General features: G+C 72.6%; 22 protein-coding genes. 13 read left to right on the top strand and 9 right to left on the bottom strand.

The features are described 5' to 3' along the window. The first annotated feature begins 121 nt into the window (after positions 1-121). The 3 genes from gcvP to AMY39116_RS0336480 are packed head-to-tail and all read left to right on the top strand — an operon-like array spanning position 122 to position 5,672. Positions 122-2,944 carry an aminomethyl-transferring glycine dehydrogenase gene (gene gcvP, locus AMY39116_RS0336490; RefSeq protein WP_020422534.1) on the top strand — a complete coding sequence of 941 codons (2,823 nt, stop codon included), beginning with the start codon at positions 122-124 and terminating at the stop codon, positions 2,942-2,944. Between the two features lie 2 nt (positions 2,945-2,946). Next, positions 2,947-4,032, top strand: a complete 1,086-nt coding sequence (gcvT, locus tag AMY39116_RS0336485) for a glycine cleavage system aminomethyltransferase GcvT (RefSeq protein ID WP_020422533.1) — start codon at positions 2,947-2,949, stop codon at positions 4,030-4,032. Positions 4,033-4,076: 44 nt separating this feature from the next. Beyond that, positions 4,077-5,672: a transglycosylase domain-containing protein gene (locus AMY39116_RS0336480; protein ID WP_235716288.1), complete on the top strand. Its 1,596-nt coding sequence runs from the start codon at positions 4,077-4,079 to the stop codon at positions 5,670-5,672. Here the strand turns inward: AMY39116_RS0336480 and AMY39116_RS0336475 are convergent. From AMY39116_RS0336475 to AMY39116_RS0336465, 3 genes are read right to left on the bottom strand one after another with little or no spacing between them, the layout of a single operon-like run. Next, positions 5,662-6,051: an NUDIX domain-containing protein gene (locus AMY39116_RS0336475; RefSeq protein WP_020422531.1), complete on the bottom strand. Its 390-nt coding sequence runs from the start codon at positions 6,049-6,051 to the stop codon at positions 5,662-5,664. The genes AMY39116_RS0336480 and AMY39116_RS0336475 overlap by 11 nt on opposite strands. After that, entirely contained in the window at positions 6,048-6,704 is a 657-nt protein-coding gene (locus AMY39116_RS0336470) for an O-methyltransferase (protein WP_020422530.1), read from the bottom strand. Before AMY39116_RS0336470 ends, AMY39116_RS0336475 begins: the two co-directional genes overlap by 4 nt. A gap of 11 nt (positions 6,705-6,715) precedes the next feature. Beyond that, positions 6,716-7,537 carry an ABC transporter ATP-binding protein gene (locus tag AMY39116_RS0336465; protein WP_020422529.1) on the bottom strand — a complete coding sequence of 274 codons (822 nt, stop codon included), beginning with the start codon at positions 7,535-7,537 and terminating at the stop codon, positions 6,716-6,718. A 59-nt stretch (positions 7,538-7,596) separates the two neighbouring features. On the opposite strand from AMY39116_RS0336465, the gene AMY39116_RS0336460 reads away from it, so the two are divergent. Continuing rightward, positions 7,597-8,601: a glycoside hydrolase family 172 protein gene (locus tag AMY39116_RS0336460; protein ID WP_020422528.1), complete on the top strand. Its 1,005-nt coding sequence runs from the start codon at positions 7,597-7,599 to the stop codon at positions 8,599-8,601. Here the strand turns inward: AMY39116_RS0336460 and AMY39116_RS0336455 are convergent, their stop codons facing one another. Beyond that, positions 8,602-8,802: a hypothetical protein gene (locus AMY39116_RS0336455; RefSeq protein WP_017984299.1), complete on the bottom strand. Its 201-nt coding sequence runs from the start codon at positions 8,800-8,802 to the stop codon at positions 8,602-8,604. It abuts the gene before it with no gap. 133 nt (positions 8,803-8,935) lie between these two features. On the opposite strand from AMY39116_RS0336455, the gene AMY39116_RS0336450 reads away from it, so the two are divergent. The 5 genes from AMY39116_RS0336450 (at position 8,936) to AMY39116_RS0336430 (ending at position 13,269) form a co-directional block, all read left to right on the top strand. Then, positions 8,936-10,156 carry an NAD(P)/FAD-dependent oxidoreductase gene (locus tag AMY39116_RS0336450; RefSeq protein WP_020422527.1) on the top strand — a complete coding sequence of 407 codons (1,221 nt, stop codon included), beginning with the start codon at positions 8,936-8,938 and terminating at the stop codon, positions 10,154-10,156. 43 nt (positions 10,157-10,199) lie between these two features. Further along, a complete protein-coding gene (locus AMY39116_RS0336445) occupies positions 10,200-11,543 on the top strand; it encodes an FAD-binding protein (RefSeq protein ID WP_020422526.1) in 1,344 nt (447 codons plus the stop codon). A gap of 117 nt (positions 11,544-11,660) precedes the next feature. Further along, positions 11,661-12,410: an NBR1-Ig-like domain-containing protein gene (locus AMY39116_RS0336440; RefSeq protein ID WP_020422525.1), complete on the top strand. Its 750-nt coding sequence runs from the start codon at positions 11,661-11,663 to the stop codon at positions 12,408-12,410. Positions 12,411-12,559: 149 nt separating this feature from the next. After that, positions 12,560-12,946 (top strand): hypothetical protein, encoded by a 387-nt coding sequence (locus AMY39116_RS0336435; protein WP_020422524.1) that lies wholly within the window; start codon positions 12,560-12,562, stop codon positions 12,944-12,946. 11 nt (positions 12,947-12,957) lie between these two features. Further along, on the top strand, positions 12,958-13,269 hold the full coding sequence (locus AMY39116_RS0336430) for a hypothetical protein (RefSeq protein ID WP_020422523.1): 312 nt from the start codon (positions 12,958-12,960) through the stop codon (positions 13,267-13,269). On the opposite strand, the gene AMY39116_RS0336425 is transcribed toward AMY39116_RS0336430, so the two are convergent. Beyond that, positions 13,250-13,642: a hypothetical protein gene (locus AMY39116_RS0336425; protein WP_020422522.1), complete on the bottom strand. Its 393-nt coding sequence runs from the start codon at positions 13,640-13,642 to the stop codon at positions 13,250-13,252. The two genes, AMY39116_RS0336430 and AMY39116_RS0336425, sit on opposite strands and share 20 nt — an antisense overlap. Position 13,643: 1 nt before the next feature. Then, positions 13,644-14,861 (bottom strand): Bcr/CflA family multidrug efflux MFS transporter, encoded by a 1,218-nt coding sequence (locus AMY39116_RS0336420; protein ID WP_020422521.1) that lies wholly within the window; start codon positions 14,859-14,861, stop codon positions 13,644-13,646. Positions 14,862-15,019: 158 nt separating this feature from the next. Between AMY39116_RS0336420 and AMY39116_RS0336415 the strand changes: the two genes are divergently transcribed. Continuing rightward, positions 15,020-15,340, top strand: coding sequence for a hypothetical protein (locus AMY39116_RS0336415; protein ID WP_020422520.1), 321 nt, complete (start codon positions 15,020-15,022; stop codon positions 15,338-15,340). Positions 15,341-15,412: 72 nt separating this feature from the next. Beyond that, the gene (locus AMY39116_RS0336410) at positions 15,413-16,594 is read left to right on the top strand and encodes a cation:proton antiporter (RefSeq protein WP_020422519.1); all 1,182 of its coding nucleotides are present in this window, start codon (positions 15,413-15,415) and stop codon (positions 16,592-16,594) included. On the opposite strand, the gene AMY39116_RS44175 is transcribed toward AMY39116_RS0336410, so the two are convergent. Together AMY39116_RS44175 and AMY39116_RS0336400 are read right to left on the bottom strand one after the other, a co-directional pair. Next, positions 16,515-17,489, bottom strand: coding sequence for a MerR family transcriptional regulator (locus tag AMY39116_RS44175; protein ID WP_020422518.1), 975 nt, complete (start codon positions 17,487-17,489; stop codon positions 16,515-16,517). The two genes, AMY39116_RS0336410 and AMY39116_RS44175, sit on opposite strands and share 80 nt — an antisense overlap. Before the next feature lie 34 nt (positions 17,490-17,523). Further along, a complete protein-coding gene (locus AMY39116_RS0336400; protein WP_020422517.1) occupies positions 17,524-18,162 on the bottom strand; it encodes a DUF1524 domain-containing protein in 639 nt (212 codons plus the stop codon). Positions 18,163-18,301: 139 nt separating this feature from the next. Between AMY39116_RS0336400 and AMY39116_RS0336395 the strand changes: the two genes are divergently transcribed. Both AMY39116_RS0336395 and hrpA read left to right on the top strand, forming a co-directional pair. Continuing rightward, positions 18,302-19,465: a lactate 2-monooxygenase gene (locus tag AMY39116_RS0336395; RefSeq protein WP_020422516.1), complete on the top strand. Its 1,164-nt coding sequence runs from the start codon at positions 18,302-18,304 to the stop codon at positions 19,463-19,465. 145 nt (positions 19,466-19,610) lie between these two features. Beyond that, positions 19,611-23,483 (top strand): ATP-dependent RNA helicase HrpA, encoded by a 3,873-nt coding sequence (gene hrpA, locus AMY39116_RS0336390; RefSeq protein WP_084506216.1) that lies wholly within the window; start codon positions 19,611-19,613, stop codon positions 23,481-23,483. Here the strand turns inward: hrpA and AMY39116_RS0336385 are convergent, their stop codons facing one another. After that, the gene (locus tag AMY39116_RS0336385; RefSeq protein WP_027936538.1) at positions 23,484-25,142 is read right to left on the bottom strand and encodes a bifunctional 3'-5' exonuclease/DNA polymerase; all 1,659 of its coding nucleotides are present in this window, start codon (positions 25,140-25,142) and stop codon (positions 23,484-23,486) included. It lies immediately after the preceding gene. Between the last annotated feature and the right edge of the window lie 762 nt (positions 25,143-25,904).

The raw sequence follows: 25,904 nt of genomic DNA, 5'->3' as shown, positions 1-25,904 counted from the left end.
ACTCTGGAAAGCAGGCGCGCGCCGTCGCGTCTCACCCAAGGTGAAAGCCGCGAGCGCGGTGAAACTCTCAGGTGCCGATGACAGAGGGGGAGTTCCCGCACCCGTAGATGAGGAGCTCCCGATGTCCTTCGCCGATCGCCACATCGGACCTTCCGAGCACGAACAGGCCAAGATGCTCGCCGAGTGCGGGTTCGGGAGCCTGGACGCGCTGGTCGAGGCCGCCGTCCCGGCGTCGATCCGCACCGCGGGCGCGCTCGACCTGCCCCCGGCCTCCGAGCAGGAGGCGACCGCCGAGCTGCGGGCGCTGGCGGCGAAGAACCGCCCGATGACCCAGATGATCGGCCTCGGCTTCAGCGACACCGTCACCCCGCCGGTCATCCGCCGCAACGTGCTGGAGAACCCGGCCTGGTACACCGCGTACACGCCGTACCAGCCGGAGATCTCGCAGGGGCGGCTGGAGGCGCTGCTCAACTTCCAGACGGTGGTGTCGAACCTGGCCGGCCTGGACATCGCCAACGCCTCCCTGCTCGACGAGTCCACCGCGGTCGCCGAGGCCGTCCTGCTCATGCGCCGCGCGTCGAAGGCGAAGTCGTCGCGCGTCGTGCTGGACGCCGAGTGCCTGCCGCAGACCATCGCGGTGGTGCGGACGCGGGCCGAGGCGGTCGGCATCGAGGTCGACGTGCGGGACCTGGGCACCGGGCTGCCGGAGGACTTCTTCGGCGTCATCGTGCAGTACCCGGGCGCGTCCGGCGTGCTGCGCGGCAAGGGCTTCTACGAGGCGATCGGCAAGGTCGCCAAGGACGCCGGCGCGCTCTACACCGTGGCCGCGGACCTGCTGGCGCTGACGCTGGTCACCGCGCCGGGTGAGTTCGGCGCCGACATCGCGGCGGGCACCACCCAGCGGTTCGGCGTGCCGCTCGGCTACGGCGGCCCGCACGCCGGATACCTCGCCGTGCGCAAGGGCCTGGAGCGGTCCCTGCCCGGCCGCCTGGTCGGCGTGTCGGTCGACGCGGACGGCAACACCGCCTACCGGCTCGCGCTGCAGACCCGCGAGCAGCACATCCGCCGCGAGAAGGCGACCTCGAACATCTGCACCGCGCAGGTGCTGCCCGCCGTGCTGGCCGCGATGTACGCCGTCTACCACGGCCCGGAGGGCCTCAAGGAGATCGCGCGGCGCGTCCACGGCCTGGCCGCCGGGCTGGCCGGGGCGCTGCGGTCCGCGGGCGTGGAGGTCGTGCACGAGAGCTTCTTCGACACCGTGCTCACGCGGGTGCCGGGCCGGGCCGCCGCCGTGGTCGCCGCTGCCCGCGAGTCGGGCGTCAACCTCGGCCGCGTCGACGACGACCACGTGCGGATCGCCTGCGACGAAGTGACCACTGTGGACGTCGTGGACCGCGTGCTGCGGGCCTTCGGGGCGGAGCCGGGCATCGCCGACGGCGCCACCGCGCTGCCCGCCGGTCTGGCACGCACCAGCGAGTTCCTGACGCACGAGGTGTTCCACAGCCACCGCTCGGAGACCGCGATGCTGCGGTACCTGCGCCGTCTGTCCGATCAGGACTACGCGTTGGACCGCGGCATGATCCCGCTCGGCTCGTGCACCATGAAGCTCAACGCGACCGCCGAGATGGAGCCGATCAGCTGGCCGGAGTTCGCGGGCCTGCACCCGTTCGCGCCCGCCGAGGACGCGGCGGGCTACCGCGAGCTGATCGACCAGCTCTGCGGCTGGCTCGCCGAGGTCACCGGCTACGACGAGGTGTCCCTGCAGCCCAACGCGGGCAGCCAGGGTGAGCTGGCCGGGCTGCTCGCCATCCGCGCCTACCACCGCGCCAACGGGCAGCCGGAGCGCGACGTGTGCCTGATCCCGTCGTCGGCGCACGGCACCAACGCCGCGTCCGCCGTGCTCGCCGGGATGCGCGTGGTCGTGGTGGCCTGCAACGACAACGGCGACGTCGACCTGGACGACCTGCGCGCCAAGGCGGAGCAGCACCGCGACGCGCTGTCCGCGATCATGGTCACCTACCCGTCCACGCACGGCGTGTACGAGGAGGGCATCGGCGAGATCGCCCGCATCGTGCACGAGGCCGGCGGGCAGGTCTACGTCGACGGCGCGAACCTGAACGCGCTGCTGGGCCTGGCCAAGCCGGGCGAGTTCGGCGGCGACGTGTCGCACCTGAACCTGCACAAGACGTTCTGCATCCCGCACGGTGGTGGCGGCCCCGGCGTCGGCCCGGTCGCGGTGCGCGCGCACCTCGCGCCGTACCTGCCCAACCACCCGCTGTCCGACGGCGCGGGCCCGGACACCGGTGTCGGCCCGATCTCGGCGGCGCCGTTCGGCTCGGCGTCGATCCTGCCGATCTCGTGGGCCTACATCCGCATGATGGGCGGGGCCGGGCTGACCAGCGCCACCAAGGTCGCCGTACTCGCCGCGAACTACGTCGCCGCGCGGCTGTCCCCGCACTACCCGGTGCTCTACACCGGGCGCAACGGGCGGGTGGCGCACGAGTGCATCCTCGACCTGCGCGCGCTGACCAAGCGCACCGGCGTGACGGTCGACGACGTCGCCAAGCGCCTGGTGGACTACGGTTTCCACGCGCCGACGATGTCGTTCCCGGTCGCCGGCACGCTGATGGTCGAGCCGACCGAGAGCGAGGACGTCGCCGAGCTGGACCGGTTCTGCGACGCGATGATCGCCATCCGGCGGGAGATCGAGGAGGTCGCCGAGGGCCGGTGGGCCGTCGAGCAGAGCCCGCTGCGCAACGCGCCGCACACCGCGGAGATGCTGACCGGCGACTGGGACCTGCCGTACGACCGCAAGACCGCGGTCTACCCGGGCGGGGTGTCGCCGAAGAACAAGTACTGGTCCCCGGTCCGCCGCATCGACGGCGCCCACGGCGACCGCAACCTCGTCTGCTCGTGCCCGTCCGTCGAAGCCTACGGGAGCTGACCATGCGCACCGCACTGTATTCCGTCCACAAGGGACTGGGCGCGCTGTTCACCGACTTCGCGGGCTGGGAGATGCCGGTGCGGTACGGCAGCGAGCTGGCCGAGCACCGCGCGGTGCGCGAGGCGGCCGGCCTGTTCGACCTCTCCCACATGGGCGAGATCGAGGTGACCGGCCCGCAGGCCGCCGACGCGCTGGACTACGCGTTCGTCGGCAAGCTGTCCGCGGTCAAGCCGGGCCGCGCCCGCTACACGATGATCTGCGACGCCGACGGCGGCGTGATCGACGACCTCGTGGTGTACCGGCTCGAGGACGAGAAGTACCTGGTGGTCGCGAACGCGGGCAACGCGCCGGCGGTCGCCGCGGAGCTGACCGAGCGCGCGGCCCGGTTCGACGCGCGGGTCACCGACCGGTCGGCGGAGTTCGCGTTGATCGCGGTGCAGGGCCCCAACGCGGTGGACGTGGTCGGCGCGGTCACCGACGCCGACCTGGCCGGCCTGAAGTACTACGCGAGCATGCCCGCCACGGTGAAGGGCCACGAGGTGCTGCTGGCGCGCACCGGCTACACCGGCGAGGACGGCTTCGAGCTGTACGTCCCCGCGGACGAAGCGGCGTCGGTGTGGCACATCCTCACCGAGGCCGGCCAGCCGCACGGGCTGGTGCCCGCCGGGCTCGCCTGCCGCGACACGCTGCGCCTGGAGGCGGGCATGCCGTTGTACGGCAACGAGTTGTCGCGGCAGCGTTCGCCGTTCGAGGCGAACCTGGGCCGCGTGGTCAAGCTCGACAAGCCGGATTTCGTCGGCAAGGCGGCGCTGGCTGGGCGGCAGGAGCCGTCCGAGGTGCTGGTCGGGCTGCGTGGCGCCGGGCGGCGCGCGCCGCGGCACGGGTACCGCGTGCTCTCCGGCGAGGAGCCGGTGGGCGAGGTGACCAGCGGCGCCCTGTCGCCGACGCTGGGCCACCCGGTCGCGATGGCCTACGTGCCGGTGGCGCTGAGCGAGCCGGGCACGGAGCTGTCGGTCGACATCCGCGGCCGGATCGAGCCGGTCGAGGTCGTCGCGCTGCCGTTCTACCAGCGGGGCGCAACGAAGTAACTTCCTGACCGCGTTTGTGGTGTGTGGAGAACAAACGCAGGCGGGTGTGGCGACGGGTCCGGCGGGTCGCGTACGTGCTGGCCGGGCTCGTCGTCGGGGTGCCGGCGATCGCGTTCGCGATCGGCTACCTGGTGTGGGACGTGCGCAGCCCGCAGGAGGTGCTGGCCGACCTCGACAAGACGGTCGTGGTCCAGTACGCCGACGGCACCGAGCTGATGCGGGTCGTGCCGCCGGACGGCGACCGCACCTTCACCCCGTACGAGGAGATCCCGCGCAAGCTGGTCGACGCGATCGTCGCCGTCGAGGACCCGACGTTCTGGACCAACGGCGGGTTCGAGCCGACGGGGATCGCGCGCGCGATGGTGACCGGCGTCGGCGGCGGGTCGGGCATCACGCAGCAGTACATCAAGAACTCCACCGGCGAGGACGACGCGACGCTGTTCCGCAAGTTCAAGGAGCTGGTGCTCGCCACGAAGATCACCGACCGGCAGAGCAAGGAACAGATCTTCGAAAGCTACGTCAACATCATCTCCTTCGGCCGCAACACGCACGGCCCGGCCGCCGCGGCGCAGGCCTACTTCGGCAAGCAGCTGGCCGACATCTCGTGGAGCGAGGCCGCGTTCCTGGCCGGGATGCTGCAGGCGCCGTACGGGCACGACCCGGCGACGGTCGGGCCCGAGCAGGCCGCGCGGCGCTGGGCCTACGCCGCGGACAAGCTGGCCGAGCGCGGGTACGTCTCGGCGGCCGACCGGTCCGGCATGGCGTATCCGCAGGTCCTGGACCCGGACGAGACGCGGGCCGGGCGGACCTCCTACAGCGACTACCACATTCGCCAGCAGGTGCTCACCGAGCTGGAGGCGCGGGGGTGGCCGCTGGAACGGCTGCGCCGCGAGGGCCTGACGGTGCGCCTGACGCTCGACCGCGACGCGCAGAACCGTGCCGAGCGCGCGGTGCGCGATCGGCTCGCGGGCGAACCCGCGGAGCTGCGGGCGGCGGTGGTGTCCGTGCGGCCGGGCGACGGCGGCGTCACCGCGTACGCGGGCGGGAACTGGGGTGTGACGGACTACGCCGTGACCCCGCGGCGCCCGGGCTCGGCGTTCCGGCCGATCGTGCAGCTGGCCGAGTTCCGCGCCCGCGCCGACGACCCGCCCGTGGTGACGGGCCCGAAGATCCGGCAGGCTGCCTACGACGCCGGGATCCCGGAGTTCCTCGACGGCGCCCGGACCCTGACCGCGCCCGACGGGGTGCGGATCGCGTCGACCATCGCCGAGGGCACGTACCGGTTGCGGCCGCTGGACCTGGCCGGCGTGTTCGCGACCTTCGCGAGCCGCGGGCTGCGGGTGGCGCCGCACTTCGTGGCGGAGCTGCGGCGCGGCGACGAGGTGGTGTGGCGCCAGGACACCACGCCGGTGCCCGCGCTGCCTCGCGAGGCGGCCCTGCTGGCCGGCGGCGTGCCGGGCGAGTACGGCACGTCCGACGCGTGGATGGCGGGCGCGAGCACGTCGATGGCCACGCTGGTGTGGGTCGGCGGCGACGAGGAACGCCCGCGCGCCGACCGCAACGGCGTGCCCCTGACCGGCGCCACCCTGCCGTCGGACATCTGGCGCGAGGTGATGTCGCCGGAGCTGTCTACGCGGTGAGCTCCCCGCGGCGGCGCAGCTCCTCGAACACCTGCTGGAACGCGCGGGATCCGCGGTGTCGGTCGGCGTAACCGAGCCAGGCCACCTCCGCGATCTCGGCGGACGGCGTGATCGTGCCCCGGTAATCCGCGGTGTAGCAGGTCATCCGCAGCAGCTGCGCCTGCCCGTCGGCGGGCGCCTCGATCGTCGCGGTGTGCACCGCGGTCGCCGGGTCGATCGACACCGACAGCTCCTCGGCGACCTCGCGCACCAGTGCCGCCACGTCGCTCTCACCGGGCTCGCGCTTGCCACCCGGCAGGTACCAGGCCGACTTGCCGTGCGAGCGCGCCGCCAGCACGCGGCCGGACTCCACCCGCAGCCAGGCGACCTTGTCGATCACTCCGTCACCAGCGCGAGCGTGAACCCGTCGTAGCCCTTCTGGCCGACGGTCTGCACCACGGTGGCCTCCACCCGCGGCTCGGCGGCGATCAGCTCGTGCATCTCGCGGGTCGCGACGATCGCCGGGTCCGTGCTGTCCGCGTCGGCGAGCGCGCCGTCCCGCACCACGTTGTCGACGATGATCACCGAGCCCGGCCGGGACAACCGCAGCGCCCACCGGAAGTACTCCGGGTTGTTCGGCTTGTCGGCGTCGATGAAGATCAGGTCGAACGGCCCCTCGACGGAGGGCAGCGTGTCCAGCGCCTTGCCGACCTTGACCTCGACGACCTCGCCGAACCCGGCCGCGTCGAGGTTGTTCTCCGCCACCTGCGCGTGCTTGCGGTCCGCCTCCAGCGTCACCAGCCTGCCGTCCGGCGGCAGCGCCCGCGCCAGCCAGATCGTGCTGTACGCGCCGAGGGTCCCGATCTCCAGGATCGAGCGGGCGCCGTGCATCCGCGCCAGCAGGTGCAGCAGCTTGCCCTGCGCCGGGGACACCGCGATCGGGGGCAGCCCGGCGTCGGCCGTGGCCGCCCGCACGTCGTCGAGCACCGGGTCCGCTGGGATGAGCGTCCGGCCGACGTAGTCGTCGACCGCGCTCCACACGTCCTGGCTCACAAGAGCCGAAACTACCGGCGCGCCTTCGGGATGACCAACGGAGTTCCGGTCTCCGGGTCCGGGATCACCGAGCACGGCAGGTCGAAGATCTCCTCGACGCGCTCGGCGGTGACGACCTCCTCCGGCGTGCCGGTCGCGAGGACCTCGCCGCCGCGCATGGCGATCAGGTGCGTGGCGTAGCGGGCCGCGTGGTTGAGGTCGTGCAGCACCGCGACCAGCGTGCGGCCCTGCTCCGCGTGCAGCTTCGCGCACAGGTCGAGGATGTCCATCTGGTGCGCGATGTCCAGGAACGTGGTCGGCTCGTCCAGCAGGAGCAGCTCGGTCTCCTGCGCGAGCGCCATCGCCAGCCACACGCGCTGCCGCTGCCCGCCGGACAGCTCGTCGACCATGCGGTCGGCCAGTTCGGACACGCCGGTCGCGGCCATCGACCGCTCGACCACGTCGGCGTCCTCGCGGGACCACTGGCGCAGCAGCCGCTGGTGCGGGTACCGGCCGCGGGACACCAGGTCGGCGACCGTAATGCCGTCCGGCGCGATCGAGCTCTGCGGCAGCAGGCCCAGCTTGCGCGCGACCTGCTTGGCCGGCAGCGACGTGATGACCTCGCCGTCCAGGTAGACCATGCCCTGCCGCGGCTTGAGCAGCCTGCTCAGCGCACGCAGCAGCGTGGACTTGCCGCACGCGTTCGGCCCGACGATGACGGTGAACGACTGGTCCGGGATGGTGACCGAGAGCCCTTCGGCGACGACCCGGCCGTCGTACCCCAACGTCAGGCCGTCACCGTGCAGCCGGGTGCTGGTGGTCGGCTCGGCGACAAGATCCACGGTCTGGGCCATAGAGGTTAGGCTAACCTACAAGTCTGGCGAACGGTACGGATCATGCCTACGTTGACAGGGTGTTCGACGTCACGGATCTGACTCGCGTCACGCCCGTGCTCGACTCGCGGGCGGTCACGTTCGAGAACCCCACCGGGGAGCGCGGCGCCGGCGGCCGCGCCGGAGGCGGCCGCAAGGGCGCTCCCAGCCGGGTGATCGAGGGCGGCGAGCGCGTCACCCTCGCCGACCTCGCCGGGCCTGGGACGATCCGGCACATCTGGATGACGTTCCCGCCCGACCGGCCGGCCCGCATGCGCGCCGTCTACCTCGAAGTCCGCTACGGCGGCCTGTCCTACCCCAGCGTGTCCGTGCCGTGCCTGGACTTCTTCGGCTCGCCGCACGGCCGTCCCGTCGCCTACTCCAGCGCGCTGACCAGCATGCCCGAGGCCCGCGGCTTCAACAGCTACGTGCCGATGGCTTTCGGCGAGCGCATCCACGTGGACCTCGTCAACGGCAACCCGGACCCGATCGTCCTGTACTTCCAGATCGACTACACGCTCGGCGAATCCGCGTCCGGGCGGCTGCACGTGGGCTTCCGCCGGGAGAACCCGACGGTGTCGAAGCGGGACTTCGTGGTGACCGAGGGGCTGCGCGGGCCGGGCCGGTTCCTCGGCTGGGTCGGCGGGGTGCGGCCGATCGACGGCGGCCAGTGGTACGGCGAGGGCGAGGTGAAGGTCTACCGCGACGGGGACCGCGAGTTCCCCACGATCTGCGGGACCGGGCTGGAGGACTACGTCGGCTCGGCGTGGGGGATGGGCCCGCACGCCGGGCTGTACGCGGGCGCGCCGCTGGAGGTGTCCGGGCGCGGGCCGATCCCGAAGTACGTCGGGTTCTACCGCTGGCACGTGCTCGACCCGGTCATGTTCAGCACCGACCTGCAGGTGACGCTGCAGCAGATCGGGGCCGACCGGGGCGGCCTGGTCGAACGCGTCGACGACTACTGCGCCGCCGCGTTCACGGTGTGCGAGCGGGCGCAGCCGGTGCCGCCGGTCGACGTCGCCGCGGCCGTCGCGGACCTGGAGTGACTACTGGGACCGTTCGCCGACCACGACGACGGCATCGCGCAGCGCGGCGCGCAGCCTGCCGACGTCGAGCGGTTCGAGCACCGCGGCTTCGCCCGGCGGCGCCACCAGGACCACACGCCCGCTGCTCACGAACACAGTCAGGTCGCGTCGCCTGCCGGCCAGGTCCCGGCAGCTGATCGACCATTCGTCTCGAGCCGCCACGTCCGTCGCCTTCCTTCGGTGGTCTTGCAGGTGACAGTGGGACGGCCCAGTGGGGCGGGCGTGACGCGGTGGCGCGGAAAAAATGTCCGCAGTAGCGTCGGGTGGCACGGATCACACGGATGAGGAGCGGCCCATGTCCGAGCCCAGGCGGATCGTGATCGTCGGCGCGGGCCTCGCGGGCGCGTCGGCTGCGGCGGCGCTGCGGGAGAACGGTTACGACGGCGAGGTGGTGGTCCTCGGCGCGGAGGCGCACCCGCCCTACGAGCTGCCACCGTTGTCGAAGAAGGTCCTGCTCGGCCAGGGCGACGAGCCCGACTGGGTGCGGGACGCGGACTTCTACGCGCAGCACGGCATCGACCTGCGCTCCGGCACCAGCGCGACGCGGGTCGAGCTGGGCGCGCGGGTGGTGCTGGACGCTCGTGGCGGGCGGCACCCCTACGACCGGCTGCTGCTGGCGACCGGGTCGCAGCCGCGGACGCTGCCGGTGCGCGGGGTGGACCTGCCGGGCGTCTACACGCTGCGGACCCTCGACGACGCGCTCGCCCTGCGGTCGGCGTTCACCGGCTCGCCGCGGGTGGTGGTGATCGGGACGGGCTGGATCGGGACGGAGGCCGCGGCGGCGGCGCGGCACCACGGCGCCGACGTGACGATGGTCGACGTGCTGCCCGGGCCGCTGTGGGTGCTGGGGCCGGAGATCAGCAAGGTGTTCGCCGACCTGCACACCGAGCACGGCGTGCGGTGGCGGCTCGGCAGCGGCATCACCGAGGTGACCGGCGGGCCGGGCGGCGTGGCCGGGGTGCGGCTGGCGGACGGCAGCGAGTTGCCCGCGGACGTGGTGCTGGTCGCGGTCGGCGCGAAGCCTCGGGTGGACCTGGCGCACGCGGCCGGCCTGGACCTGGCCGACGAGGGCGGGGTGGCCGTCGACGCGTCCCTGCGCACGGCGGCGCCGGACGTGTACGCGGCGGGGGACATCGCGGCGCAGTGGCACCCGCGGTACGGGCGCCGCATCCGCGTCGAGCACTGGGCGAACGCGAAGAACCAGGGCACCCACGTGGCGGCGAACCTGGCCGGCGGGCAGGAGCAGTACACCCGCACCCCGTACTTCTTCACGGACCAGTACAACCTGGGTTGCGAGTACCGCGGCATCGCCGACCCGCAGCGGGATGAACTGGTGGTCCGCGGCGACCTGGCCAAACGCGAGTTCACCGCCTTCTGGCTGCGCGATGGCCAGGTGACGGCCGCGATGAACGTGAACATGTGGGACGACGGCGACGCGCTGAAGGCGCTGGTGGACGGCGAGGCGAGGGTGATGGCGGAGCAACTGCGCGAGGGGGACCTGGCCGCGCTCGGGTGAGGAACGCGTTGTCCGCGGCACCGCGGAGAACTAGCGTCGGACGATGCGATTCGTCGTGGCCGGCGGCGGTGTGGCCGGACTCGCGTCAGCACTGGCGGTGGCCAGGGCGGGGCACGACGCGGTCGTCCTGGAGCGGGACGCGCCGGATCCCGCAGGGCCGCCGGAGAGCGCCTTCGCGCTGGAGCGCCGCGGCATCCCGCACTACTTCCAGCCTCACACCTTCCTGCCCCGTGGCCGGAAGCTGTTGGCCGAGCACGCGCCGGACGTCCTCACTTCGCTCGCGGAGGCCGGCGCGAGCGAACAGGACCTCACGGAGAAGCTGCACGGGCCCCCCGAACCGGGCGACGAGGACCTGGTCTACCTGTGGGCGCGCCGCCCGCTCATCGAGTGGGCGCTGCGTCGCGCGGTGGCCGCGGAACCGGCCGTCGACCTGCGGGGCGGCGTGCACGTCGACGGGCTGTCCGAGGACGGCTCGGTGGTTGCCGACGGGCAGCCCGTGCCCGGCGACGTCATCGTGGACGCGCTCGGCCGCTACCGGCGGCCGCCGGGCTGGCCGGAGGCCGCGGGGGAGCCGACCGACTGCGGCGCCGTCTACTACTGCCGGTACTTCCGGCTGCGGCCCGGCGCCGGATACCTGGACGCGCCGCTGCTGAACCCGCGCGGCGACCTGGGCTACCTGGGGTTCAACACCTTCCGCGGCGACAACCGCACGTTCGCGGTGATCATCCTGGTCCCGAGCGAGGACCGCGACCTGCGAGTGCTCCGCTTCGAGCAGGTCTGGCAGGCGGTCTGCGCCACGATCACGCCGCTGGACGTGATGACCTCGCCGGACTTCGCCGAGCCGATCACCGGTGTCATGCCGATGGGCGGCCTGCGCAACGTCGACCACACCCGGTCCACGGCGCTCCTCGCGGTCGGGGACGCCTTCTGCCACACCGACCCGGCCTTCGCCTACGGGTTGTCGTTCGCCCTGGCGCACGCACGCGTCCTGGCCGACGCGGCCGCGGAGGCACCCGGCGACCTCGCGGAGTGCTTCCGCGCGAAGGCTGGCCCGGAGTCCCGCGAACGGCACGCGCTGGCGTGCGGCATCGACGCGGGCCGGTCCGCGCGCTGGCGGGGCGAGCCGGTGGACCTCGCCCGTCCCGACAGCGACTACCCGATGTTCTCGTTCGCCGGCGCGCTGGCCGCGGCCCCGCACGACGACCTGGTGCTGCGCCGGACGGTCCGCCGGATCGGACTGCTGGACCGGGTCGCGGTGTTCGACGAGGACGCCGTCCTGCACGACCGCATCGCGGCGATCCTGGCCGCGCTCGGACCGCCGAAGGCGCCCGGCCCGCCCCGCGACGAGCTGCTGGCGCACCTGCGGGAGAGCCACCTGCTCGGCTGAACCTGCGCCTGCGCGGCACCCGATCGGCGCACCCCGCCAATACCCTCGGTCCTCGTGATCAACCAAGCAGCCCGGCGGGGCCGCGTCGCCAGTTGTCCGGATCCCTCGGGGGGTCCGGTGGCCGCGTTCGCGCACCGGTTGTGGGCCCTCAAGCGCTCTGCGGGCGATCCCTCCTACGACCGCATGCGCACCGAACTCGGCGCGCTCGCTTCGAAGTCCGCCCTCTCGGCCGCCGCGCGGGGGCAGCGCCTGCCGTCCTGGGACACCACCTGGGAGTTCGTGCGCGTGCTGGCCGTCGGGGTGCTCGGCGAGCACGAGGACGAGGTCCGGGCCCGCTGGCGCGCCGACTGGGAACGGGTCCGCGACGGCGTCGCGAACCCGCCGCCCGCCCCGCGCCGCTGGAAGCTTCCGGTGGCCGCCGCGGCCGTCGTGCTCGCGATCGGCGTCGCGGCCGGGGTCGTCCTGCTGCGCGACCCGGACCCAGAGGCGCCCGCCGCGCTCCCGCCGCTGGTCCCCGGCGACGAGTCCGAGTTCGCCGGCGACGTCACCGTCCCGGACGGGACCGTGGTGCCGACCGGGGCGCGGTTCGTCAAGACGTGGGAGTTCCGCAACACCGGCACCGTGCCGTGGGTGGACCGCTCGCTGCGCCGCGAGGGCGGCTTCGGCCCCGGCGACGGCTGCCAGACGCCCGCGGTGGTGCCCGTCCCGGACACGCCGCCCGGCCAGTCCGCGCGCGTCTCGGTCGAGGTGCGCGCCCCGGACGAGCCCGGCTACTGCCAGGTGTACTTCAAGATGACCGACAGCGCGGGCCGGCTGCTCCTGCCCGGCACCCGCGCGGCGTACTTCTACGTCCGGGTGGCCGGCTGATTCGGCCACCCGCCTCGGTGGTCAAAGCCCTGACCTGCGTGGACATCCGGATTTGGCCACCGGACGCGGTGTGGCCGTCGCGAGTCTTCCGCCAGTGGTCCAGACCTCCCTAGCGTCGGCGCCAGTACCACCGACGAAGGAGATCCCGGATGCGGAAATCGATCAGGACACTCGCCGCCGCGCTGCCCCTCGCCGCGGCACTCCCGCTGCTCGTGGCGCCTCAGGCCGCGGCCGCGGAGAAGGTGTGCGCGGGCGGCTCGCTGATGGGCGGCCGCACCACCACCGCCGGGGTGGCCGCCGACCAGGTCATCCACATCAAGGTCCACAACCACGACTACCGCGGCCTCGCGCTGGTGATCCGCGACGTCACCCGCAAGAAGCAGCTGTGGAAGGGCGTCATCGCGCCGGGCAAGGAGCACACCGTCAAGACCGACGTGTTCGGCGAGCCGCCCATCGGCTACGAGATCGCCTTCGACGTCACGTCGAACCTGTCGAACAACTACACCTACGCGATCTCCTCCGCCCGCTGCTACTGAAAGGCCACGACATGCGCACCCTCCTGATCGCGGCCGTCGCCGCGACCGCGGCCGCCCTGCCCGTGCCGGCGTCGGCCACCCCCGCGCCGGTGACGGGCTCGGACATCATCACCACCTGCGGACAGGGCTACTCGGGCTACATCCGCCGCTTCGGCAAGGACGCCCTGTGCCTGCAGCCCGGCACCCGCACCTGGGCCGGCTTCAAGGCGTTCGAGTGCAAGGGCGCCATCACCGTCTACTTCAAGAACGGCACGAAGCTGGAGTGCGGCGGCGGGATCGACTTCCCGGACAACGGCGGGATCGTCAAGACCGTCGCCCGCTGACGCCGACCACCACGCGCGCGGCCAGCGCGGCGACGGCGAGGACGCCGACGCCGATCGAGGGCGCCAGTTCGGCGAAGGTGGGCCGGTGCGCGCCGGTGCCGAGGAACAACACGACCGCGGTGACCACCAGCGCCGCGGTCATCAAGCTCAGCGAGCACGCCCACCGCTGCCGGCGCCGCGCCCGCGCGGTGGGCTGCTCCGGCTGCATGAACCACCACGCCACCAGGAACAGCAGGCCCATCGCGGCGAACACGAACCCGAAGCCGTGCCCGTCGAGCACGAGGCTCCCGCCGAGGGGGACGAACAGCACGCCGAGCAGGAACAACGCGGGGCGCGCCGCCCACGCCGGGGTGCGGGGCGAGACGTAGGGCACGTCAGGCCCGCCGCCGGGTCAGCGTCCCGAACACCACCAGCGCCACCACGGCGAACGCGGCCATCACGACGCCCATCGGCACCGCGCTGGCCTCGCCGCCGATGCTCACCAGTGGCGTCGCGAGCCCGCCGACCACGAACTGCATCACGCCGAGCAGCGCGGACGCCGCCCCGGCGTTGTGCGGGTGCTCGGCCAGCGCCAGTGACGACGCGTTCGGCATGACCAGCCCGATGCTCGACACCATCACCAGCAGCGGCGCCAGCAGCACCCCCAGCGGCAGCCCGGCCAGCGCCGCCGCCAGCACGCCGACACCGCCGGCCGCCGAGGCGGACAGGCCGACCGTCAGCAGTGTCCGCTCCCGCACGCGGCCCACGATCCGCCCGTTGACCTGCCCGGCGATCACGATCCCCAGCCCGTTCGCCCCGAACACGAGGCTGTACTCCTGCGGGCTCAGCCCGTACACGTCCTGCAGCACGAACGAGCTCGCGGAGATGTAGGCGAACAGCCCGGCGAACATCAACCCGGCCGACAGCGCGTACCCGACGAACGACCGGTCCCGCAACAGCACGCCGTACCCACGCAGCGTCGAGCCGATCCGCGCCGGGCGGCGGCGCTCGGCAGGCAGCGTCTCGGGCATCGCCAGCGCCGCGGCCACCAGCAGCACCGCGCCGAACACGGCCAGCACCACGAACACCCCGCGCCACGACGTCAGCCGCAGCACCTGCCCGCCGATCACCGGCGCCAGGATCGGGGCCAGCCCGCTGACCAGCATCAACATCGAGAAGAACTTCGTCATCGCGGTGCCTGCGAACAGGTCCCGCACGCACGCCCGCGCGATCACCATCCCGGCCGCCGCGCCGAGCGCCTGCACCGACCGGCCCACGATCAGTAGTTCCGCCGTCGGGCTCACCGCGCACAGCACCGACGCCACGGCGTACAGCACCAGCCCGGCCAGCAGCGGACGGCGGCGGCCGAGCGAGTCCGACAGCGGCCCGGCGATCAGCTGCCCCAGCGCCAGCCCGATGATGAACGCGGTCAGCGTGAGCTGCAGCGTCGGCGCCGAGCTGCGCAGGTCGTCGGCCATCCGGGGGAGCGCGGGCAGGTACATGTCGATCGAGAGCGGCGCGAACGCCGACAGCCCGCCGAGGATCAGCGCGTACCGCAGGGTTCCGGGTGTCCGCCTGATCTTCGCCGGTGCCGTGACCGCTGTCGTGCTCACTCCGCCTCCACTCGACCAGATCCACCCGGCAACAACGAACACCGGAGATCGCGTTCGCATTCCCCGTTGTGGTGCGGAACACCTGACCGCGATCAGTCCACAGTGGACTCAACTGTCTGGTATACTGGACAAACCGGACCGATGTCGAGGGGAGTGCCGTGCGGCGGAAGCTGGGAACGGAATCCCGGCACCGGTCCGTCCGCGGCCTGCTCGTCCTGGCCCTGCTGCTGCTCAGCCTCATCACGCCGACGACGCCGGAGAGCCACCCGCACCCGCCCGCGCCGGACGGCATCGCAGCCCTCGCGGCGGAGCCGTTGCCGCACGTCACGGCCACCCCGCTGCCGGTCGCGGACCTGCCGCCGGTCGTCGGCGTGGAACCACCGCGCGGCCACGCGGAAGACCGGCCGTCGCCTGCCGGCCCGCCACCTGCCCGTGATCAGGGCACCGCTCTCGGCGCCCGCGCGCCGCCCTCCAGGTAACGCCCCGGACCCCATCCGCACACCGCGCCGACCCGCGGTGCGCTTCGCCATGCCCTGGAGGGACTTCACCACATGCAAACCGGACACGCACTGCTCGCCGTCGGCGGCGCCTTCCTCGCCGCAGGCGTGCTGGCCAGAGCCGGCGCCCGCATCGGGCTGCCCACGATCCCCCTGTTCATGCTGGCCGGGTTCATCTTCGGCCCCAACACCCCCGGCCTGTCGCTGGTGCACGACCCCGGCGAGCTGAGCGTGCTCGCCGGGCTCGGCCTGGTCTTCCTGCTGTTCTACCTGGGCCTGGAGTTCTCGCTCGACGACCTCGCCAAGGGCGGCCGCAAGCTCGCCGTGTCGGGCCTGGTCTACCTCGCGCTCAACATCGGCGGCGGGCTCGCCTTCGGGTTCCTGCTCGGCTGGGGCTCCAGCGAGGCGCTGGTGATCGCGGGCGCGATCGGAATCTCGTCGTCGGCGATCGTGACCAAACTGCTCGTCGAGACCGGTCGCACGCGGCACCCGGAATCACGCCTGATCATGGGCATCATCGTGATCGAGGACCTGTTCCTCGCCCTGTACCTGGCGCTGCTGCAGCCGGTGCTCTCCGGCGCCGACTCGTTCTGGCCCGCGCTCGCCGACTTCGGCAAGGCACTCGGCTTCCTGCTGGCGCTCGCCGCGCTGGCCCGCTGGGGCGGGCGGCTGGTGTCGAAGCTGTTCGGCTCGGCCGACGACGAGCTGCTGACCGTGTGCTTCGTCGGCGTCGCCGTGCTGGGCGCCGCGGTCGCCGAGGAGCTGGGCGTCTCCGACGCGATCGGCGCGTTCATGGTCGGCATGATGCTCGGCGGCTCGAAGGTCGCGCCCCGCATCCACAAGCTGGTCCTGCCGCTGCGGGACGCGTTCGGCGCGTTGTTCTTCTTCATCTTCGGGCTCAGCATCGACCCGGGCGCCGTCGGCACGGTCGTGGTGCCGGTGCTGATCGCCGTGGCGCTGACGCTCGCGCTGAACCTCGCGGCGGGCGCGATCGCGGCGAAGCTGCACTCGTTCGACGGCCAGGCCGGGCTGAACATCGGGCTGACCGTGCTCACCCGCGGCGAGTTCTCGCTGGTGCTGGCCACACTCGCGGCGGCGGCCGGGCTGGACGCCCGCGTCGCGCCGTTCGTGGCGGGCTACGTGCTGCTGCTCGCGATCATCGGCCCGCTGGCGGTGCTGCGGTCGGAGAACCTGGCCCGGCTGTTCCGAGCGCGACGGGCATCACCAGTGTCGTGAACGAGCCCTGGTCGGCCGAGCGGACGCGCGCGACCTGCAGCGGCCCGGCGAACTCCAGCAGCACGTCGGGCCCGACGCCCGCCTCCAGCGCCGCGCCCAGCACGGCGGGGTCGAACCCGATGCGCAGCTCGTCGCCGCAGACGGCGGGCAGCACCGTGCCGCCGACGGCCAGCCGGTCCGGCCCGAGCACCAGCTCGGCCGGGCGGTCGGCGGGCAGCGCGTCCCGGAGCGCGACGCGGTCGACGACGACCCGTTGCGTCGGGACGGGCAGGGCGTCGAGGACCGCGCGGTAGTCCGGGAAGTCCTTCTCCAGCAGCGGCAGCGTGGTGCCGTCGAGGGTCACCTCGTCCTGCCGCGCCAGCCGCGGGCCGAGCGCGGCCAGCTCACCGGCGGACACGACGAACCGGCCGGTGCCGCCGTGCACGGGCTGCAGGACGCGCAGCGCGAGCCGGTAGCGGTCGGTGGCGACGACGCGGACCTCGTCGCCGTCGGCCTCGATCAGCACGAAGTCCAGCGGCGCGCCCGCGGCGGGGGCGACCTGCCGGATCGCGCTCGCCAGGTCGAGGCCGGCGACCCGGACCGGGCCCGGCAGCAGGCGCCCGACCGCCGCCGACGCGGCCCGGAAGTCCTCCCGCAGCCGCCGCCGGTGCGCCTCCAGCACCGCCCGCGCCTCGCTCGACGGTCCGTCGAGCACGCTCGTGACCTGCGCCAGCGGCAGGCCCGCCGCCCGCAGTTCACGCAGCCGGACCGCGCGTTCGACCTGGTCCTCGCGGTAGTAGCGGTAGCCGGTGGCCTCGTCCACGCGCGCGGGCGTGAGCACGCCGCAGTCGTCGTAGAAGCGCAGCGCGCTCGGGGTGAGCCCGGCCAGCCGCGCGAACGCGCTGATGGTCAGCATGCCGCCGATTCTGCGGCTTCCAGTGGCTCGAAGGTCAACAGCGGTTCAGCATGTCGGTCAGCGCCGCCTGCTCCGCGGTGGTGACGCTCAGCCGGTAGTAGTGCTTGACCTCGATCCAGTCGGTGGCGTAGGTGCACCAGAACGACTCCAGCGGCGGCCGCCACTCGTCCGGCGCCTTGTCGCTCTTCGACTGGTTGACGTTGTCGGTGACCGCCCACAGCTGCGGGCGCACCAGGTCGTTCGCGAAGGCCTCACGCTGGTCCTGCGTCCACGCCGACGCGCCGCTGACCCAGCTCTGCGCGAGCGGCACCATGTGGTCGATGTCCACATCGGACGCCTTGGTCCAGGTCGCGCCGTCGTAGGGGCTGACCCAGGTGCCCGAGGTGGGCGAGCAGTCCTTGCCGACGACGACGTTCGTGCCCGAGCGCTTGAGCACCTCCTCGCGGGTGTTGCAGGCGCCCTCGACGGTGTCCCAGTGCGGGTACTTCTCCCGCGAGTAGCCGTTCAGCGTGCCCCGCGGCTTCACCTGCAGCTCGGCGAGCTGCTGCCGCGCCACGCCCGGATCCGTCGCCGGATTCGCCTTCGACGGCGGCACCGGACCCGGCCGCCACACCACCACCAGAACCGCCACCACGACCGCCACCACCAGCGGCACCCACACCCGCGCCTTCACGCCGGTGAGGTTAAGTGATCAAGTACCGGCGGTACGCGGACGCCTCCGGCGTGTCGGAGCAACGTCCGTCGCTTCCACCACCCCTGATCAAGTACCGGCGGTACGCTGCGGTCTCCGGCGTGTCGACGAGGAGGTTCGCGTGGCCGAGCGGTTCGGTGGCTACCAGAACGAGATCTACCTGCACGGGCTCGGCGGGACGAAGCCGCCGTTCACCACCGACCCGGCGCGGCTGGCGGAGTCGGCCCGCGAGGTGATGACCCCGGAGGCCTACGGCTACGTGGCGGGCGGCGCGGGCTCGGGCGCGACGATGGACGCCAACCGCGCGGCGTTCGACCGCTGGAAGCTGGTGCCGCGCATGCTCACCGACGCCACCGCGCGCACCACGTCGGCCACGGTGCTCGGGGCGGAGCTGCCTGCGCCGGTGCTGCTCGCGCCGGTCGGCGTGCAGTCGATCGTGCACCCGGACGCCGAGCTGGCGACGGCGCGGGCCGCGGCGGCGCTGGGCCTGCCGATGATCCTGTCCACCGCGGCGTCGCACACGATCGAGGAGGTCGCCGAGGCCTCCGGCGACGGCCCGCGCTGGTTCCAGCTCTACTGGCCTGCCGACTCGGACGTCACCGCGAGCATCCTGACCCGCGCGAAGAAGGCCGGCTACACCACGCTCGTCGTCACGCTGGACACGTGGACCCTGGCCTGGCGCCCGCGCGACCTCGACTCCGCCTACCTGCCCTTCCTCAAGGGCGAGGGCCTGGCCACGCCGCTGTCCGACCCGGCCTTCCGCGCGCTGCTGGAGAAGGCGCCGGAGGACGACATGCCGTCGGCGATCCTGCGGTGGGTGTCGCTGTTCACCGGCACCGACCACAGCTGGGACCAGCTGCCGTTCCTGCGCGAGCACTGGGACGGCCCGATCGTGCTGAAGGGCATCCAGCACCCCGACGACGCGCGGCGCGCGGTGGACGCCGGGATGGACGGCATCGTGGTGTCCAACCACGGCGGACGGCAGGTCGACGGCGCGATCGGCTCGCTGGAGGCGCTGCCGCCGATCGCGAGCGCGGTCGGGGACCGCATCGAGGTGCTGTTCGACTCCGGCGTGCGGACCGGCGCGGACATCCTGAAGGCGCTGGCGCTGGGCGCGAAGGCGGTCCTCGTCGGGCGGCCCTGGGTGTACGGGCTGGGCCACGCGGGCGAGGACGGCGTGCGGCACGTGCTGCGCAGCCTGCTCGCGGACCTCGACCTCACTCTGGGGCTGACCGGGCACCGCTCGGTCGCGGAGCTGGGGCCGGAGTCGCTGCAGCGGTCCTGAGCACACCGAGCGGCCGCGACGCCAGCGGTTCCTGGGCACCCGGACCGCCGCGCTCCCGGTGACGGCGAGCACTCCGGCCACTCGAGGTGCGGTGCGAACATATTCGCAGGCCGGCCGGATCGCGCGGAGCTATCCTGGAGGCCGTATGTCTACGCGATCCCCCCTCGAAGACCTCCGGGCCCGGCTGCCCGGCTTGATGCTGCGCGACGAGCACCGGTTGCGCCGCCGGCTCGACGGCGCCCGCCGGGCGCGTGACAAGGACCGGGTCGCGCGGGAGATCGCCGCCGACATCGACGCCGCCGAGGCCCGCGTGCAGCGCCGCCGCGCGCCGGAGATCCGCTACCCGGACGAGCTGCCGGTCAGCCAGCGCAAGGACGACATCGCCGCCGCGATCCGCGACCACCAGGTGGTGATCGTCGCGGGCGAGACCGGTTCGGGCAAGACCACGCAGCTGCCGAAGATCTGCCTCGAGCTGGGCCTGGGCGTGCGCGGCCAGATCGGGCACACCCAGCCCCGCCGCCTGGCCGCGCGCACGGTCGCCGAGCGCATCGCCGAGGAGCTGAAGACCGAGCTGGGCAGCACGGTCGGCTACAAGGTGCGCTTCACCGACTCCAGCGGCGACGACACCATGGTCAAGCTGATGACCGACGGCATCCTGCTCGCCGAGATCCAGAGCGACCGGATGCTGCGCCGCTACGACACGCTCATCATCGACGAGGCCCACGAGCGCAGCCTCAACATCGACTTCATCCTCGGCTACCTCAAGCAACTCCTGCCGAAGCGCCCCGACCTCAAGGTGATCATCACCTCGGCGACCATCGACCCGGAGCGGTTCTCCAAGCACTTCGGCGACGCGCCGATCGTGGAGGTCTCCGGCCGCACCTATCCGGTCGAGGTCCGCTACCGCCCGATCGTCGACCCGGACGACCCGGCCTCCGAGGACCGCGACCAGGTCACCGCCATCGCCGACGCGGTCGAGGAGCTGTGCGCCGAGGGCCCCGGCGACATCCTCGTGTTCCTCTCCGGCGAGCGGGAGATCCGCGACACCGCCGACGCGCTGAACAAGATGGACCTCCGCAACACCGAGGTGCTGCCGCTGTACGCGCGCCTGTCCGCGGCGGACCAGCACCGCGTGTTCAGCCGCCACACCGGCCGCCGGATCGTGCTGGCCACCAACGTCGCCGAGACGTCGCTGACCGTGCCGGGCATCAAGTACGTCATCGACCCGGGCACCGCCCGCATCTCCCGCTACAGCCACCGCACCAAGGTGCAGCGGCTGCCGATCGAGCCGGTCTCGCAGGCCTCGGCCAACCAGCGCAAGGGCCGCTGCGGCCGCACCTCCGACGGTATCTGCATCCGGCTCTACAGCGAAGAGGATTTCCTGTCCCGGCCGGAGTTCACCGACCCGGAGATCCTGCGCACCAACCTCGCGTCGGTCATCCTGCAGATGACCTCGCTCGGCCTGGGCGACCTGGCCGCGTTCCCGTTCGTCGACCCACCGGACCGCCGCCAGATCACCGCCGGTGTCCAGCTGCTGCAGGAACTCGGCGCGCTGGAGGAGTCTGCGAAGGAGCGGCGGCTCACCGAGATCGGCCGTCAGCTCGCGCAGCTGCCCGTCGACCCGCGGCTGGGCCGGATGGTGCTGGAGGGCGCGCGCGCCGGCTGCGTCCGCGAGGTCATGATCATCACCGCCGCCCTGTCCATCCAGGACCCGCGCGAGCGTCCCGCGGACAAGCAGGAGGCCGCGGCCCAGCAGCACGCCCGGTTCGCCGACAAGTCGTCGGACTTCGTGGCCTACCTGAACCTGTGGGAGTACCTGCGGGAGCTGCAGAAGACGCTGTCGAACAGCCAGTTCCGCAAGCGCTGCAAGGCGGAGTACCTGAACTACCTGCGCGTGCGGGAGTGGCAGGACATCTACAGCCAGCTGCGGCAGCTCGCCAAACCGCTGGGCGTCACGCTGAACTCCGAGCCTGCCGACCCGCAGCGCGTGCACACCGCGCTGATCGCCGGGCTGCTGTCGCACATCGGGCTCAAGGACCCGGAGAAGGGCGACTACCTCGGCGCGCGCGGCACCCGTTTCGCGATCTTCCCCGGCTCGGCGCTGTTCAAGAAGCAGCCGCGCTGGGTGATGTCGGCGGAGCTGGTCGAGACGTCGAAGCTGTGGGGCCGGGTCAACGCGCGCATCGAGCCGGAGTGGATCGAGCCGCTGGCGCAGCACGTCGTCAAGCGCACCTACTCGGAGCCGCACTGGGAACGCAAGCGCGGCGCGGTGGTGGCCTCCGAGCGGGTGACGCTGTACGGGGTGCCGCTGGTCGTCGGCCGCAAGGTGGACTACGGGCGCATCGATCCGGAAACCTCGCGCGAGCTGTTCATCCGCCACGCGCTCGTGGAGGGCGACTGGGACACCGGCCACAAGTTCTTCAAGGAGAACCGGGCGCTGCTCGACGAGGTCGAGGACCTGGAGAACCGGGCCCGGCGCCGCGACCTGCTGGTCGACGACGAAACCCTGTTCGAGTTCTACGACCAGCGGATCCCCGCGGAAGTGGTGTCCGCGCGGCACTTCGACAGCTGGTGGAAGAAGGTCCGCGGCGCCCAGCCGGACCTGCTGAACTTCGAAAAGGCCATGCTGCTCAACGAGGCCGCGCAGCAGGTGTCCGAATCGGACTACCCGGACACCTGGACGCAGGGCTCGCTGCGGTTCCCGCTGACCTACCAGTTCGAGCCGGGCGCCGACGCCGACGGTGTCACCGTGCACATCCCGGTCGCGGTGCTCAACCAGGTCACGCCCGACGGGTTCGACTGGCAGGTGCCGGGGTTGCGCGAGGAGCTGGTCACGGCGCTGATCAAGTCGCTGCCGAAGCAGCTGCGGCGCAACTTCGTGCCCGCCCCGGACACCGCCGCGCACGTGCTGTCCAGGGTCGGCCCCGAGGACGGCCCGCTGCTCGACGTGCTGGCCCGCGAGCTGGAGGCGCTGCGCGGCGTCGCGGTGCCGCCGGACGCGTGGCAGCTCGACGCAGTGCCGCACCACCTGCGGATGACGTTCCGGGTGGTGAACGACAAGCGCCGCAAGCTCGCCGAGGGCAAGGACCTGGCGGTCCTCAAGGAGGAGCTGAGCGGCGAGGTGCGGGCGACGATCTCGGCGGCCGCGGACAGCATCGAGCGGGCCGGCCTGACCACGCCCGCCTTCGGCGAGCTGCCGCGGGTGTTCGCCGGGAAGCGGCGCGGGCACCAGGTGAAGGCGTACCCGGCGCTGGTCGACGAGGGCGACACGGTGGCCGTGCGCATGCTGGACACGCCGGTGCAGCAGCGGCAGCGGATGTGGCAGGGCACGCGGAAGCTGTTGCGGCTCAACATGCCCTCGCCGATGAAGTTCATCAACAGGGCGTTGACCAACCAGGCGAAGCTGACGCTGAGCCGGAACCCGCACGGCGGTGTCGCGGCGCTGCTGGAGGACTGCGTCGACTGCGCGGTGGACAAGCTGATGGCCGACAACGGCGGCCCGGTGTGGGACGAGGCCGGGTTCGCGGTGCTGCTGGAGAAGGTGCGCGGTGCGCTGAACCCGGTGGTGCTGGACGTGCTCACCGAGGTCGAGAAGGTCCTGAAGGCGGCCAACGAGGCCGAGGTGGCGCTGGAGGGCGCGCGTGGGCCGGCGGAGTCGCTGGCGGACATGCGGCAGCAGCTGTCGCGTCTGGTGTACCCCGGTTTCGTCACGGCGACCGGGTTCGACCGGCTGCCGCACCTGGTCCGGTACCTGCGTGGGATCGGGCGGCGGGTGGAGAAGCTGCCGTCGACGGGCGCGAAGGACGTCGAGCTGCTGCGTGACGTCGAGTGGGTGACGGGCGAGTACGAGGCGGCTGTCGCCGCGCTCCCGCCAGGGGTGACGCCGGGGCCGGAGCTGCTCGAGGTGCGGTGGATGATCGAGGAGCTGCGGGTGAGTTTCTTCGCGCAGACCCTCGGCACGGCGCACCCGGTGTCGTTGAAGCGGGTGATCCGGGCGCTGGACAAGGCCGCCGCTTAGCTATTTGGCGTCGGCGTAGGTGTCGACGGTGACCGGTTGCATGGGGAAGTGCACGGGGCAGGCGGCGCCGAACGTGAGCGCGGCGGCTTCGGGCACGGACTCGCCGATGGCGGCTTCGACGGCGGGCGCGAGTTCCTCGGGCGTGTGCACGATGACCTCGTCGTGCTGGAAGAACACCAGGTGGGCGGGCTCGGGCAGCTTGCGGCGCAGGGTGGCGAGCAGCACCGCGGTGAAGTCGGCCGCGCTGGCCTGCACGACGAAGTTGCGGGTGAAGCGGCCCCAGTTGCGGGCGGCTTGGCGGGCGCGGGTCTCGTCCTCGTTCGCGCCGCCGGTGAGGGCGCGCCACGCTTCGCTCGGCGCGGGGGAGACGCGCCCGAGCCGGGAGCGGACGCGCTCACCGCGTTCCCCGGCTTGCGCGGCACGCTCCACATAGGACACGGCGTCCGGGAAGCGCTGCCGCAGCAGGGCGAGCAGCGACGCGGCCTCGCCGGCCGTGCCGCCGTACATCGCGGACAGCATGGCGATCTTCGCGCGGGGCCGTCCGGCTTCGGGGGTCATCGTGCCGGCGAACATGGCTTCGGACAGGCGGGCGTACAGGTCCGTGGAGGCGGAGGCTTCGGCAAGGCGGCGGTCGCCGGAGAGGGCGGCCAGCACGCGGGGTTCGAGCTGGGCGGCGTCGGCCACGACGAGTTTCCAGCCGGGGTCGGCTTTCACGCAGACGCGCAGGGTCTTGGGGATCTGGAGTGCGCCGCCGCCGCTGCTGGCCCACCGGCCGGACACCACGCCGCCGACGACCCACTCGGGCCGGAACCGCCCGTCGGTGACCCATTCGTCGAGCCATGCCCAGCCGTTGGCCGAGTGCAGCCGGGAGAGTTCGCGGTACTCGATGAGCAGTGGGACGGCCGGGTGGTCGACGTCACGCAGGACGTGTGCCCTGGCGGAGGGGATGGAGATGCCCTCGCGGCCGAACGCGCGCACGATGGTCTGCGGGCTGTCCGGGTTCACCGGTTTGCCGCCGAAGGCCTCGGTGATGCGCGCCGCCAGCTCGACGAGTTTCTTGGGCCGGTGGCCGGCCGGCACGCGGGGCCCGAGCAGTTCGGTCAGGAGGGCGTCGTGCACGTCGGCCCGCCACGGCAACCCGTCGGCTCGCATCTCCTCGGCGACGAGCGCGCTGGCCGATTCGGCTGCGACGAGCAACCGGAAGCGCTCCGGGTGCTCGACGTGCCTCATGCGGCGCTCCTGGTCGGCGAGCACAGCGGCAGCCGCCTCGGCGACGCTCGTGCCGGGCGGGAGGCCGGAGCCGCGGGTCTCGAAGAGGGCCGGCTGGGCGTCCGCGTGGCCGGGCGCGTCCGGCGGTGGTTCCTGACCGTGGAGCCGAGCCCAGGCCGCGGGCAGTGCCTTGGGCTGACCGGCTTTGTCTTCTGCGGCGAGCAGGAGACCTTCGGTGAGGGCGAGGTCGTGGCAGCGCCGCAGGCGGAGGTTGGAGCGCAGGAGGAGGGGGTAGAGCTGTGGGACCGAGGGGAAGACCCAGCGGGGGTTTTCGGTCCGCTCCAGGTTCTCGAGGTGTTTAGCCAGGTGGTGCTCGGGTAGGTGCAGTTGCTCGGTGGGGGTGGATACGAGGAAGTCGCCGTCCTCCTCTCGCGTGACGATGACCTGCACCTGTTCATTGTGCGCTGGGGGTACGACAGTTTTCGGGCGCGTCGCCCTGCCGGGCTTTGAAGATCAAGGGATAGTCCTCGCCGGACGGGCAGGCTCCGGGATGATGGGGGACCGTTGTCGTCTCGCCCTGGGTGGGTGGCTGGGTGGTCATCCCGTCGCCTTCCGGTTTGGGCATATCACCTTGAGCCAGGGCCGCAAGGTTGGCATGTTCGGCCGCGGGTTGGCGGCTGGGTTGCGGCCCTGGCTCAAGGTGATCGTCCAGTGTCAGGCGACGGGATGACCACCCAGCTGGGTTGGGTTCAGGGCATGCGCTGCGCGCTCGCTGGCCCGCCGCAGCTCGCGCTTCGGCTGCGCTTGACGCTCGCGCTGCCGCGTTTTGGCTGCGCTTGGCGCTGGCGCTGCCGTGTTTTTCGGCGATTGACGCTTGGCGCTTTGGACGACTGGCGCTAACTGCGCGTCTTGCCGCGCCCGCGCTACGCCCGGCGCTGATGCGCCCCGCGCTAACTGCGCGCTCTGCCGCGCCTCTCGCGCGCTGCCGCGCCCTGGCGGCGGCTCTCGCGCTGCGATGCCTCGGGCGCTTCGGGCCCGTACCGCTCTGGCTGCCGCACTGTCGCGGTGTCGGCACGTTTCCCGGGCTGCCCGCGCCCCCGCGCATGCCCGCGTTGCCCGCTTCGTGCGGCGCCCGCCCGGCGCGGCCGCGCGTCGCCGTGCCCCGCCACCCCCTGCCACCCGCGCTGTCGCGCGCGCTTCGCTCGTGCTGTC

The sequence above is a fragment of the Amycolatopsis sp. ATCC 39116 genome (assembly GCF_000231075.2).
GTDB classification, from domain to species: Bacteria; Actinomycetota; Actinomycetes; order Mycobacteriales; family Pseudonocardiaceae; genus Amycolatopsis_E; species Amycolatopsis_E tucumanensis.
Note: the sequence above shows the minus strand (reverse complement) of the source record. Positions and strands in the feature narration are given on the sequence as shown.